A 13,431-nucleotide genomic window follows, 5' to 3' on the forward strand; every position below is an offset into this window, starting at 1 on the left:
TGATAGTCCTGTTTTATGCTAAACCGCCGTTTGTGAAGATGACTTGCCCATTCACCCATCGTGCAGGTCCTGCTAAGAATGCAACTGTTTCGGCAATATCTTCGGGTTGTCCTAGTCGTTCCAAAGGTGTTGCTTTCGACAGATTATTTATCGTTGCTTCGTCTTTACCGTTTAAAAATAGAGGTGTCGCCGTTGGTCCGGGTGCCACCGTATTAACCGTAATATCCTTCCCTCTCAATTCACGTGCAAGTATCATCGTCATACTTTCAACAGCGGCTTTACTTGCTACATAGCCCCCATACGTTGGGAATTGTGTCCGTGTAACGCTTGTTGAGAAATTGATAATGGCGCCCCCTGAACGTACACGACGAGCGGCTTGTTGTGCAACCACAAACGTCCCACGAATATTTGTGCGGAACATACGGTCTAAATCATCTAAATTTAAATCAACGATCGTACTCAATAGCATCATTCCAGCTGTATTAATCACAACATCAATGCCACCAAACGCCACTTCGACTTCATCAAAAACCTGCGCCATTACTTTTTCATCCGCTACATCACCCCCAACAACGAGCGCTTGCCCACCTGCAACAATGATATCAGCCACCAGTGTTTCTGCTTTTTCTTTATTACTTGCATAATGCACAGCCACTGCGAAATTATCAGCAACTAAGCGTTTCACAACTTCACGACCAATCCCGCCTGATCCACCTGTTACTAAAGCTACTCTTGAATGTGTTGTTTGTTTTGTCATTGTTATACGCTCCTTTGGCTTAATTTAAAATAAATTACAATTATGTAAATTTGTAACTTATCTGATAAAAAGTATTATACACCTATATATTACAAAAACAAGGATTTGTAATTAATTGATTTAAAAAGGGCTTTTTGCTGAGCTTTGATTGTGTGTTATCATGAAGTTATTGTTATATTAAATCATTGTTGGGGGACTTTTATGTTTACATTATTTATAATGATGATGGAACGCGTTGGCTTAATTATTCTACTCGCTTTTTTATTGGTCAATGTCTCTTTCTTCAAAAAAATTCTTTTAAATCGGCAACTTTTATCTGCCAAAATAAAATTAATCGCTATATTTGCAACATTCGCGATTATTTCTAACTTCACAGGCATTGTCATCACCGATAATCAACTCTTACCTGGTGATTTTTCGACTGTACTCAATGCGGATACGTCTATTGCTAATACACGAACTTTAGCCATTGGCGTCGCAGGTATTATTGGAGGTCCCTTCGTTGGCGTGGGTGTCGGTATTATTGCCGGTATCCATCGTGTGATGCAAGCTGGTGGAACCTCCTTGTTTTATATCGTCTCTTCTATACTTGTTGGATGTCTTGCGGGGTATATCGGTCGTAACTATATCCGTCTCAATAAAATGCCCTCCACCAAAAAGGCTTTTTTATTAGGGACATTGATGGAAAGTATCCAGATGGTTTTTATTCTCTTTTTCAGCCCAACCCTAGAACAAGGGTGGTTGCTAGTGAGATTTATTGCTGTTCCAATGATTCTTCTTAATGCCATCGGCACTTTAATATTCATTACAATCATCAGCTCCACTCAAAAACAAGAAGAACAATTACGAGCGGTTCAAACGCATGATGTGTTAGATCTTGCTGCTAAAACCCTCCCCTATTTCCGTGAAGGGCTGACCCAGGAATCCTGCGGGGCTGTTGCTAAAATAATTCAGAAATATACAAAAGTGGCTGCCATTAGTATGACCGATAATCATCAGATTTTGGCGCATGTTGGGGTTGGTAGCGATCACCATATCCCTGAGCTAGATGTTATGACCTCGCTCTCATTAGATGTACTACAAACAGGCCATTTAACCATTGCTCGTTCTAAATCAGCCATCGGATGTAGCAATCCAAACTGCCGATTACATGCCGCTATTGTCATTCCTTTAAAGAGCAACGATCAAATAGCTGGCACTCTAAAAATGTATTTTACCGATGTCAATGATCTTACGCATGTTGAAGAAAATATGGCAGAAGGACTTGCCACTATTTTTTCTAGTCAACTCGAACTGGGAGAAATTGAAGCTCAATCTAAATTACTAAAAGATGCCGAAATAAAATCGTTACAAGCACAGGTCAATCCTCATTTTTTCTTCAATGCCATGAACACAATTGCGGCGTTAATGCGTCGTGATGTCACACAATCACGCCAATTATTATTACAATTAAGCCAATATTTCCGTTCGAATTTACAGGGCGCTCGCCAAACGACCATTACGTTAGAACAAGAACTCGCTCATATTAACGCGTATCTTGCATTAGAACAAGCGCGTTTCCCTTACCGTTATACTGTTTCCTATGATATTGAAGAAGGACTTGAATCATTAGCGGTGCCGCCTTTTTGCTTACAAGTTCTTGTTGAAAATGCGATTCGTCATGCGTTTCATTCACGTAAAACAGACAACCTCATTCGTGTGACGATGACACGCCAAGGACAAACTGTGCGTTTATGTGTGCGCGACAATGGTTTCGGAATTAATCCTGAAAAATACGCTTTACTCGGGCAAGAACCTGTGCCTTCCGTTGAAGGAACTGGTACTGCTTTAGAAAACCTTAACAAACGTTTAGCAGGACTTTTTGGACCTGACAGTACCCTCCATTTTACAACCACTGCCGAAGGGACACGCGTCACCTTCAAATTGCCATTTGAAAGGAACAGTGATACTTTATGAATGTTTTAATCGTTGATGATGAACCACTCGCTCGTGAAGAATTACGCTTTATCGTAGCTGAAGATGACCGTGTCACTTTTGTTGATACAGCTGAATCAGTCGATGAAGCGCTCGAAAAAATGTTAGATGTTAAACCCACAGTGATATTTTTAGATATCCATTTAACAAATGAATCCGGCTTTGACCTTGCAAAAAAAATACAACGTCTTCAAAATCCACCAAAAATCATCTTTGCCACAGCCTATGATAATCATGCCTTAGAAGCGTTTCAAGTGGATGCGATTGGTTACATCTTAAAACCATTTGATGACCAACGTATTTACGCTGCATTAACGAAAGTGTATCAACAATTACAGACTTCTTCCGACACAACTACACAGGAACTGGAAAACCTACGTATTGCGCTTCCTTTAAGCGATCGTATTGTAATGATTGATCCTACACAAATATTATTTGCTTCTGTTGAAAACAGTCAACTAACAATTGTGTTGCCAAAACAAAATTATCAATTGAACGAATCACTCAATTGGCTTGAACAGCGTTTAGATACCCATCAATTTATGCGTACACACCGAAGTTTTATCGTTAATTTAAATAAGATCACTGAAATACAACCGTGGTTTAATCATACGTATCAACTGACACTCACCAACAATGCCAAAATCCCTGTTAGTCGCTCGTTTGTGCCCTCTCTAAAAAAACGAGTGCAATTGTAACTAGAAAAGACCTGACTTCCTTATAACAAAGGGAAATCAGGTCTTTTTTTAGTGATTAATTATCGCTACAACTCTTTCTACTACAAACTAAACGGATTGAATGATACTAATGACAACGAGAACAAACGCAGCTACAAATAAGAAGCAGAAAAAATACGCTTTACGTTGAACACTGTCGAGTAAAGCAGCTAAAAAACCCACTAATAAGAGGATCTGAATCCACATCGGATAGCTTAAGCCTTGGTTGCTATTTGTAAAAGCAAAAAACATGTTTATGTAGATTAACACCGCGGCCATTACACCTGTGTAAGATAACATTTTATCCACAATCGGTCACTCCTTTATTTAAAAATCATTATTTTTAATATACCATAAAATCGTTACTTAAAAAGCTGTTTCAACAAATCAATGTATTTCAGCAAGCGCTCAGGGCAACTCAAGCGATTATTTGGCATCCCGAAATGAAAGCGGATTCAAAATTGTTTTTATAGCCTATACTAGGTTTATAAACAAATACACACACTACTCAAAGGAGCGATTTCATATGAAAAATTCAAAAGCAGTTCCGTTCTTACAACAGGCTTTTATCTTCGCAATAGTCATGCTTGTTGCTAATATTATAAAAGGATTTTTACCAATGCCAATGCCTGCCTCAGCTATTGGACTTATCTTATTATTCATAGCACTCTCTACAAAAATAGTTAAAGTCGAACAAGTCGAAGGTTTAGGTAATAAACTCATCTCAATCATCAGTTTTCTATTTGTGCCTGCGGCAATTTCAGTCATCAACTCATTAGGCATTTTAAGTACCTCTGGTTTACAAATTATGCTCATTATTATTGTAGCAACCGTGATTCTATTAGCTATCACTGGTTGGTCTACACAAGTTTTCCTTAAAAAAAGAGCAAAAACACATCGTTTACGTTTGAATTCAGAAGGGAGTAAATAACTATGACTGCTTATTTTGGAATCACACTCACTTTGATTGCCTTTGGTATTGGGACATTCTTATTTAAAAAAACAAATAAATTCTTTCTTTTTACTCCTCTATTCGTTGCAATGATTCTCGGTATACTTTTCTTGAAAATCGGTGGTTTTGATTACGCCACAGACTATAAACCTGGTGGTGATGTGATTAACTTTTTCTTAGAACCTGCCACAATCGCCTTTGCAATCCCGCTTTATAAACAACGCACTGTCTTAAAACGTTATTGGTTAGCGATTATTGGTGCGATTGTCATAGGGTCATTTGCTTCTATCTTTGTGGTCTATGGTGTTTCTAGTCTTATCAATGTTGATCATCCAATTATGTTATCTCTTTTACCTGAAGCTGCGACAACTGCAATTGCTTTACCCTTATCTGCCTCTATCGGTGGTATCGCCTCTGTTACATCATTCGCCGTTATTTTCAATGCAGTGATTGTGTATGCAGTTGGACGCTTCCTCCTTGAGAAATTTAACATCTCTAATCCAATTGCACGCGGACTCGCTTTAGGAACAGGTGGGCATGCATTAGGCGTAGCCGTTGCTTTAGAAATGGGTGAAGTTGAAGGTGCAATGGCCAGTATCGCTATGGTTGTTGTTGGAGTAATCACCGTCATCGTTGTCCCAGTATTTGTAGCCTTTTTATAACAATTATAAAAAACCCACATCCTAATCAGATGTGGGTTTTATGTTTTAGGCTATGCTGTTTGTTTGGCCAATTTCCGTCAATTATAGTAACCATAACTACTATTAAAGAGAAATGCCACCCACATTGCCACCATACTCGGATTGCCTGCAATAATCCATAATATGATTGACAAGATATTCACAACAATCCATAATAACCACTGTTCTTTATAACGTAAGGTCATCAAAATTTGAGCAACCACACTTATTGCCGTTGTAATACTATCTAAATACGGTTGATTGCTACCAAAATAATCTAGCATCAAACCAAAGAGGTACCAAAAAATAACGACCACAGTCACGGTGAAAAATGTTTGTTTTTTAGATAAACTACGCGCTTCAACAACAGCTGTTTCAGTCGTATTTGTGCTTGTTTCTGACACAGCAACGTTCATTTTTTTACGCCAGACAATGATACCCACAATTTGCATAATAAAGTAAAAACTATTTAATAATACTTCGCCATATAACACAAACTGAAGGCTGATAATTAAATATAAACTTACCTGAATAACACCAAAGAAATAATTACTAATTTTCCCTTTAGCAACAAAGGTTACGCATAATACGCCACTAATACCCGCAATCATACTGATTAAATTTTCTGGATTGAAATAAAAAACAATAAGTTGTAATAATAATAGGCCACCAATATAACTTTTTTCAAACGTTGTCCAGCCACCTAAAAGTTCTTTTCTCACTGTTGTCATCATCTTTGTTCCTCCTCGTTTTGCTTTCCTTTAATCGATCCAAATACCTGATTTATTATGCACATGGTTCTGAACATGTTTTTTAGCAGCCTCGTATCGGGCATAAAAACCTTGTGAATCTGTCTCTAAATTTCCTTTTTGGTCAAGCATCACCACCTTTTCTAATAGTTGATGCGCCTCTAATTCAGCCATAAATAGTTGATGTAAGTGCCAACGACTCGTTTCGTCTGCATATGACATATCACGAAAATCATCATTCACATAAGGCGTAATAGGCGGGATAACAAAAATGATTTCCCATTGTTGTTGTGCGATGAGTAAATCAAAACTAGGTGCCAATTGTGCATACTCTTGTGGGCTACAATAATATTTTGTGTAAACCTTGGTTACCAAAACATCAGTATCCGCAAACATTAGCCCTCTATTCATGGGACTAATAATCGCATTTTTATTATTTTCAAATTGACCTGCACCCATATAATTAAAATCATTGATAGCAAGTTCCTCATCACGCACATTGTATTTTTCTTCATACCGTCGTGCATATTCATCTGTATAGGGGCTATCAAAATAACGGCCTAGATCTTTTACTAACGTGCTTTTCCCACCACTCGCTGTCCCTAAAACGAGTATGTTCATTGAGAAAACGCGGCGAAATGGCAGCATGATATAACGCCAATATTTATAAGGATTTTCACGGATTAAAGTAGCTGAAATAGGCAGCTCCTGACGATTAATAAATCTAATAAAATCGTTTGTCCGCACTTCTAGCTCTGTTATGTACTCTTTTTCTCCCACATACCACGTTAATTTTTCAGCTGAAGAAACCATTGTTGCTTTCACAATTGATTGCACAGCCTCTAACCATTCTGTCCAGCCATTTGGAAATAACGGCATCCCTGTTTCATCTAATTCTGTAACCACTACCTTCTCGTCTTCTGCAAAAAGCTCACGCATATAACGAAACCGACGGCGTAAATCCAAACCCACTGCCTCACCTCTATCACCCGGCTCACCACAAACAACAACAATACACGCATCATTTTCGCGCTTAGCTTGCATGATTGTATTAAAATGGCCCAAATGACAAGGTGCAAAACACCCAAAAACAATTCCAATATTTTTTTCTGATAAACGTGCTGTGACTAAATTACTCATAATGAACCTCCATCGATTTTTATTAAAGGTATTTTTAACCTTTATTAAATTAAAGTTTTTTATACCTTTATTAGTGTAAAAACAAGTTTTAAGCCTTCACTTAAAACTTTTAATGCTCTATTTAAGGTACGGGATATCCAACGCATAAAATTTTGAAGGTCTCCCCACCCCAGTTGGACGTTCATCTACCTCTTTTAAGAACTTCAATAAATCTTTTTTGAAATTCGAGTGATCTAACGTTTGATACGGCACACCTAAAAACTTCGCATATACCTTCCGCGCTTCTGCAATTGTGAAACTCTCACCTAATAATGTCAAAAGACGTGGTTGATAATACATTTTTCCGATAATACGTTTGATTGCTGTGCTAATAATTTTCTCATGATCAAATGCTAAATTACCTGTACTCGCCGCACTCGTCGTTTCAGCAACTAGATCTAAATCGATATGTTCCATCTGATGATGTAGCAATGCAGAACCTTCTGTTAGCGTGATATCAAACCAGGCCGCCTCACTGGCATCATCCCCTGCTTTTAAAGCCTCTTGATTGAGGAAGGCAATGTAACTGACTGTAATCACCCAATCACGTGGATCTCTATTTGGCGTGCTAAATGTGTATAACTGTTCGATATTTGATTCTTTTAGTTGGACACCTGTTTCTTCAAACGTTTCACGCAAACAGCCTTTATCTGTTGACTCATTAGGATTGACAAAGCCTCCTGGCAAAGCCCAACAACCTTTATATGGATGTGCTTTTCGTTTGATTAATAGAATTTTCAGAGCATCTTCTTCACGATTGTATGCCAACATGACATTATCAATCGTCACTGAAGGACGCTCATATTTTTTATGTTCTTTCGTACGATACCACTCAAGGAATTCCTGTTCAGACGCCTCTGTTTCGTAATATATTTGTTCTTCTTGCTCTGTGCGTTTTGTCATTTTTTCACCTCGTTAATAAAAGTATTTAAAACCTTTATTAGCCTAATAATAGCATACCTCTTTTTAACTAGCAACCTTTTTTATATAAAACGCTTCCATGTTATAATAATACTGTGAAAATATCAGAAACGAGGAACACACCATGAACTATGAATTAATCACAGACTACAAACACAACGCTATCTATCGTAAAAGTTTTTTTGAACTCGTTCAAACAACATTTGAACTAGATTTTAAACAATGGGATGACGCTGGTGGTTGGAATGATAACTATCGCTGTCTTTCTTATCGTTTAGGTTCACAAATTGTTGCCAACGTTTCAATCAATGAATTGACTGTTATTGTTGAGGGAAACGCTCATTCAGCTTTACAAATCGGTACAGTTGTCACGCATCCTGATCATCGCAACAAAGGCTTGTCACGTCAATTAATCGAGTATGCGCTAACCACGTATGAAAAAGATTATGACTTTATCTATCTCTTTGCGAATGATACAGTGCTGTCTTTTTATCCTAAATTCGGCTTCAAACAATGGCACGAATCAACGTTTGTTTTAGATGTATCAACGTACAAAAAAAGTAACAACACAAATTCTTGGCGTAAATTAACACGTGAAGTACCTGCTGATTTAGAAATCATGACTCGCTTAGCAGAGCAACGAAAACCCTTATCGAATCAAGTTGAAGTGACAGGTCGTGAGCATTTAAGTCACTTTTATTACATCCTTGGTTTTGGTGACGCACTCTATTATCATAGCGAATGTGATGCCCTACTGATCTTTGAAATAGATGGATCAGAATTACATCTCTTCGATATCATTGCAGCTCAACCAATCAATCTTAATGATATCTTAAGTAGTCTATTAACACCTGAAATTACAACCGTTAACTTTTACTTTACACCTGCTGGCCTTCCTCATGTACAATCGGCACGTATGGAAAACCCTGAAGATACACTTTTTGTGCGTTCAAAAATTGAGGAACCAAACACACCGTTTGTTTTCCCATTAACTTCACATGCCTAAAGATATTATTTTGATAACATCTAATAAAACAGTTTAAAAGCCCTACTGATTTTTTACAATCAAGCAGGGCTCTTTTTGTATGAAATAGCTTGAATCAACATTTCAAGCCGTTCATCATTATGTAGTAAAGTCACTAAGACTTCGAGGATATTTTCCATATCTGCAATCAAACCCTAACAAGCAAACATTCCCGCTTCAAAATCATACGTTACTTTAGCAGATTTTTCCCGGGCATGCTACTTTAAGATAAGACTGTGCTACCTTTTCCCACAAATACCCTGTTGGTTCAATTACATTTTTTTGAAAAGCTGATATTTATTATCCGCTTCGAGTATGATTGACGCTTTATTTTCAACGTCATTTAAAAATTTAAATGCATCTCCCTCAGGGGCTTTATTTTAAAATATTATAAACATCACGCGATAACACTGAAATCTTTTCATATCCAGTATAGTTTTTAGTCATTACTGAGATGACGTAAGGTTCCTTCGCATAAACAATGCCTACATCATGAGCCAAGTCATATAAATCACCAATTTTATGCCCTACCGGCACTGGTAAGTACTTCGGAATCCGCTGATTATCATAATTTGTTGATTGCAGATAACGCGGTGCCTTACCACCTTGTCGATAAATCGCTTCAATCAGTTTAGCATTATCTTTTGCACTTACTTTCCCCCACGAGGTCCATTGGCGACCAACTACCTTACTAATTTCTTTCTTCATTGCAGGGCTGTATTGGTTACCGCCATAATAGCCTAAGAAATTGGCACCTTGGTTATCTGATTTTTGTATCGTCCATTTTAAAATTGTATCAATCGGGAAATATTTACCCCAAGGCTCATACTGTAATACGCCAGCACCCCACGGTTGATAGGATAACGGCATATTATTAATGGCACGTTTGTTTTCATAACGACTGCTATATTTTATTTTGCCACTATTAATCATCTTTTGTGTGTAATAAATCGCAGGTAATTTCCCTGTACTTGCCGCCGTAAAATTAGTGTTACCATGCATCGTTGCTGTTTTTCCGTCCGATAAACGACGGACATAAATGCCATAATTTGGTGAACGGTATTTGCTATTTAAGAGCGTTTGCACTTTTTCCATTTTCTTATCATCTTCTTTAATACTACTTTTTGGCAGCCATCCAAGGCCGTTAACCTTATAAAAAACACCTTTTGGCGTTATAGCTGATTCTGTTATTTTAACAGCACGCCCTTTGTTTTTGGCAGTAGTTACCACATATCGTGAGCCTTTATACAGATAAGGTTTTGTATACAACGCAGCCGTACTGCTGGTGATATTCCCCGCAATCGACACTTTTTTATAGCTTTCTTTTGCCAATGCTTTAAAACCATTTGCATTGACCCATACCATTTGTTTATTCGCTAACGTTATTTGATAATAGGTTGCACCACCGGATTGCGCTTGTTTTTTCACGACATAATCATTGTCAATATACCCCTGTGTTTTCGACAATATGCGGCTATTTTTACTAAGGTAAGGTGCCGTAAATACATTATAATTACCACTCGTTAATTTCAAATTTTTATTCAACGTTTTGTAAATTGGTCGATCAAGCTTAGTAAAACCCTTTGTATTGATCCATCCTGCTTTACCCTTCCCGTACACAATATAATAATAACGGTTATTGCCTGAAATGGCCTCTTGCTTAACTGTATAATCATTACCAACATAAGCCGTACTGTTATCGATTGTCTGATAACCTTCATATCCATACGGCTTCGAATAAATCTGGTATGCTTTTTTCTGCAATCGGACATCAACATCTACTTTAACGTAATTTTCCGTTATACTTTTTGTTGTGGTTGAATTTGCTTGAACAGCTATTGGCTGATTTACACCCCCCATAAGGAACCCTACCACAAGTAGCCCTACCATCAAATTTCGCTTCATAAAAGTCCCCACCTTTTAAAATAGTTGTCTTTCTCTTATTCACTTATAATATACCACGATTTGTCATTTTTCTTACGCCCATCAATCAAATAACATTAAATTACAATTTCAAACATTTGACATTTATTAGTCACCATCTTATGCTTAGTGACGAAGGAGTGGTTTTTTTGAAAAATGCCTTACTAACGAACGAACAAATTTTAGCTACAACAGAAAATTTATTGCGTCAAAATGGCGTTACAAAAACAGCAGTCACTGATGTTGCAAAAGCTTTAAATGTCAGCCATGCCACAATTTATAATTATTTTCCCAATAAAAAAACGCTGCTCGCGAAAGCAACGGAAAACTGGTTACAAGTGGAGATAATTAATCACCTTAAAGATATACCCAGTACAGCTGATACTCTTTCAGTGGAACAGCATCTTTATCGCTATATTGATATGCTAATTAAGCTAAAACGCAAATCAGCAACGAAAGACAGCGCTCTATTTGCTATTTATGCAAAAGTCACTGTCTCCGAAACAAAAGTTTTAGCACATCACATTCACCAAATTCATCAACACTTAACACTTATCTGTCAACGACACCTCACCCTTGCTGATGAGCCATGCCATAATTTAGCACGCTTTATCTTCTCTGCAACAAGTAAATTTCATCACCCGGCACATGCGAATGAGTGGCTTGAGACGGCACAAAGTGATGCTGATTTTGCCAATGTCTGGGCGCATATTCAACCGCTTCTAAACAGTTATCACACACGTTAAGTATTATTTTGCGAATAGTGCTAATCTAGCATCTTCTAAATGAGCAGAGTAAATCTGCTCGTTTTGTAAAAGCGTTATTAATTCTGCAGGTTTCCCATATACGAGTCCACCATATGATTGTATCCCCTGTTTATTGATATAGTTTTGTACAGCCTTTAACTGCTTAGTGTGATCATACCCTTGTGTATTGTTACCTGCAGTGATTGCTAAAATATCGGGATTGTCCAATATGTATTGAACTTGTGATTTAAACATTTTTTCTAATAAAGCAGGCTTTTTCGAACGGTCATCATTAATGATATTCGGATATTTTTTTGTGGACACAGGTTGATCCGTGTAATAGCTTACCGTATTATCCACTTTCAAACCAATCGGTAAAATGACACGATTCTTATCTTGCTCATTTTTCGTTTGATTACGAATACCAAGCCAAGCAATATCAATTTCACTGTTTTGTGGTTTCATAAGAGCCAGAGACTCTTTAATTGTTTGATCCTCTTTAAAAGTAACATAAGCAGAAACAATGCTGCTATCAGGTAATTTTTTAAGCTCAGCTATATTTTCTTGAATCATTGATTTCCGTTCATTAGCTGATGAAAGCTCATAAGTCGCTACGGCTGGTTGTGCTTTTTCGGCAAATGAATAAGGTAAACGAGTTAAATCGTGAAATCCTTCTAACTCAGCTGTATTTTTACCTTTATTTATTTTTAGTGTTTCTATTGTTGCTGTATCATTAGAATAGCTAAACTTAGAAGCAAAATCGATTGCAAGATCATACTTTCCAAGCCCTGTTTTTACGACATCCACTTTGTTGACAAAATAACCCGGTATAAATAAATCTGCGTAGACGGTGAAATCAAACATCACTTTATCATCAGGAACCCCCTCTACCTTGAGCGGCACGAGAGCAGTCGGATTATAATATTTTTGATCATACATCGCTTGTATGCCAGGTATAATTAAATAGAAAAGTAGAAGCCCTACACAGACAACAGCACCGATAGGAATCAATGTCATACGCATAATTTTTCGACTCGTTTGTTTTTTTAGACGAGCGACATCGATAGCTTTTTCACCTAAAATCTCCTTATCCCAGTCTTCATCATTCTCCAATAAATAATCATTTATTAATTCGTTTTTTTCAATTTCAGCTTCGATGTATTCCTTCTCTGCAGGTGTGACCTCACCTTTACGATAGCTTTCAAATAATTCTTTAAAATTTTTCATAAGGCTCCAACTCCTTTCGTAATTTTTGACGCGCTCTAAAAAGAGATACCTTTACCGTACTGTAGGGTATTTCCAAATAAGCAGCCACCTCGTTTAATTGATAATCACAAAAATAATGCAATATAATCATTTCTTTATGAGGTGAGCGTAATGCCAACACACAACGATAAAGATTCTGATAACGTTCCTTTTCAATAAACTGATCAAGATTATCCCCCTGCACTACCTGTCCTAACAACGGTACTTTCGACTGATAACGCTTCTTTTTACGATACTCGTCGATATAAAGATTTTTACAAATACGAAACAGCCAATATTTGTATTGTTCTTGGTACTTTTGTTTACCATATAATGCGCAATAAAACGTTTCGCTTACTAAGTCCTCGGCCATTTGTTTATGCTGACTCAATGAATAGGCATACAAATATAATTCTCGATAGTACGTTTGATAATATTTTTCCAACTCGCGTTGTGGCACTACTTCACCCCCTATTCAATAGATATACGAATAATAGTTTCAATGGTTACAAAAAAACAAAAGATTTTAGCTCTTTAAAAACCATCCTTCAAAATCAAAGGATGG

At 37.2% G+C, this 13,431-nt stretch carries 14 protein-coding genes; 6 read left to right on the forward strand and 8 right to left on the reverse strand.

Translation table 11 applies throughout. From position 1 onward, the window contains the following. Positions 1-13: 13 nt before the first annotated feature. Positions 14-757 carry an SDR family oxidoreductase gene (locus V6S17_RS07645; RefSeq protein ID WP_029092090.1) on the reverse strand — a complete coding sequence of 248 codons (744 nt, stop codon included), beginning with the start codon at positions 755-757 and terminating at the stop codon, positions 14-16. Between the two features lie 201 nt (positions 758-958). On the opposite strand from V6S17_RS07645, the gene V6S17_RS07650 reads away from it, so the two are divergent. Both V6S17_RS07650 and V6S17_RS07655 read left to right on the forward strand, forming a co-directional pair. Next, entirely contained in the window at positions 959-2,713 is a 1,755-nt protein-coding gene (locus V6S17_RS07650) for a sensor histidine kinase (RefSeq protein WP_036027570.1), read from the forward strand. After that, positions 2,710-3,429, forward strand: coding sequence for a LytR/AlgR family response regulator transcription factor (locus V6S17_RS07655; protein WP_029092091.1), 720 nt, complete (start codon positions 2,710-2,712; stop codon positions 3,427-3,429). Before V6S17_RS07650 ends, V6S17_RS07655 begins: the two co-directional genes overlap by 4 nt. Positions 3,430-3,516: 87 nt before the next feature. Here the strand turns inward: V6S17_RS07655 and V6S17_RS07660 are convergent, their stop codons facing one another. Continuing rightward, positions 3,517-3,756 (reverse strand): hypothetical protein, encoded by a 240-nt coding sequence (locus V6S17_RS07660; RefSeq protein WP_029092092.1) that lies wholly within the window; start codon positions 3,754-3,756, stop codon positions 3,517-3,519. A gap of 217 nt (positions 3,757-3,973) precedes the next feature. Here V6S17_RS07660 and lrgA point away from each other — a divergent pair, with 217 nt between their 5' ends. Both lrgA and lrgB read left to right on the forward strand, forming a co-directional pair. After that, positions 3,974-4,378, forward strand: coding sequence for an antiholin-like murein hydrolase modulator LrgA (lrgA, locus tag V6S17_RS07665; RefSeq protein ID WP_036027572.1), 405 nt, complete (start codon positions 3,974-3,976; stop codon positions 4,376-4,378). A 2-nt stretch (positions 4,379-4,380) separates the two neighbouring features. After that, positions 4,381-5,061 (forward strand): antiholin-like protein LrgB, encoded by a 681-nt coding sequence (lrgB, locus tag V6S17_RS07670; protein ID WP_029092093.1) that lies wholly within the window; start codon positions 4,381-4,383, stop codon positions 5,059-5,061. Between the two features lie 77 nt (positions 5,062-5,138). Here the strand turns inward: lrgB and pnuC are convergent, their stop codons facing one another. The 3 genes from pnuC to V6S17_RS07685 all read right to left on the reverse strand — a co-directional run bounded on the left by pnuC (position 5,139) and on the right by V6S17_RS07685 (position 7,910). Then, the gene (gene pnuC, locus V6S17_RS07675) at positions 5,139-5,813 is read right to left on the reverse strand and encodes a nicotinamide riboside transporter PnuC (RefSeq protein ID WP_036027574.1); all 675 of its coding nucleotides are present in this window, start codon (positions 5,811-5,813) and stop codon (positions 5,139-5,141) included. 27 nt (positions 5,814-5,840) lie between these two features. Then, complete coding sequence (locus V6S17_RS07680; protein WP_029092095.1) at positions 5,841-6,968, reverse strand: AAA family ATPase; 1,128 nt, start codon at positions 6,966-6,968, stop codon at positions 5,841-5,843. Positions 6,969-7,085: 117 nt separating this feature from the next. Next, positions 7,086-7,910: an NUDIX domain-containing protein gene (locus tag V6S17_RS07685; RefSeq protein WP_029092096.1), complete on the reverse strand. Its 825-nt coding sequence runs from the start codon at positions 7,908-7,910 to the stop codon at positions 7,086-7,088. 142 nt (positions 7,911-8,052) lie between these two features. Here V6S17_RS07685 and V6S17_RS07690 point away from each other — a divergent pair, with 142 nt between their 5' ends. Beyond that, complete coding sequence (locus V6S17_RS07690; protein WP_029092097.1) at positions 8,053-8,934, forward strand: GNAT family N-acetyltransferase; 882 nt, start codon at positions 8,053-8,055, stop codon at positions 8,932-8,934. 393 nt (positions 8,935-9,327) lie between these two features. On the opposite strand, the gene V6S17_RS07695 is transcribed toward V6S17_RS07690, so the two are convergent. Further along, positions 9,328-10,857: a serine hydrolase gene (locus V6S17_RS07695; RefSeq protein ID WP_051457181.1), complete on the reverse strand. Its 1,530-nt coding sequence runs from the start codon at positions 10,855-10,857 to the stop codon at positions 9,328-9,330. Positions 10,858-11,024: 167 nt separating this feature from the next. Between V6S17_RS07695 and V6S17_RS07700 the strand changes: the two genes are divergently transcribed. Continuing rightward, entirely contained in the window at positions 11,025-11,621 is a 597-nt protein-coding gene (locus V6S17_RS07700) for a TetR/AcrR family transcriptional regulator (RefSeq protein WP_029092098.1), read from the forward strand. A 3-nt stretch (positions 11,622-11,624) separates the two neighbouring features. On the opposite strand, the gene V6S17_RS07705 is transcribed toward V6S17_RS07700, so the two are convergent. Together V6S17_RS07705 and V6S17_RS07710 are read right to left on the reverse strand one after the other, a co-directional pair. After that, a complete protein-coding gene (locus tag V6S17_RS07705) occupies positions 11,625-12,848 on the reverse strand; it encodes an anti sigma factor C-terminal domain-containing protein (RefSeq protein WP_029092099.1) in 1,224 nt (407 codons plus the stop codon). Further along, positions 12,835-13,326, reverse strand: a complete 492-nt coding sequence (locus V6S17_RS07710) for an RNA polymerase sigma factor (RefSeq protein ID WP_029092100.1) — start codon at positions 13,324-13,326, stop codon at positions 12,835-12,837. The genes V6S17_RS07705 and V6S17_RS07710 overlap by 14 nt, the downstream gene beginning before the upstream one ends. Between the last annotated feature and the right edge of the window lie 105 nt (positions 13,327-13,431).

Source organism: Brochothrix thermosphacta DSM 20171 = FSL F6-1036 (assembly GCF_036884295.1).
GTDB classification, from domain to species: Bacteria; Bacillota; Bacilli; order Lactobacillales; family Listeriaceae; genus Brochothrix; species Brochothrix thermosphacta.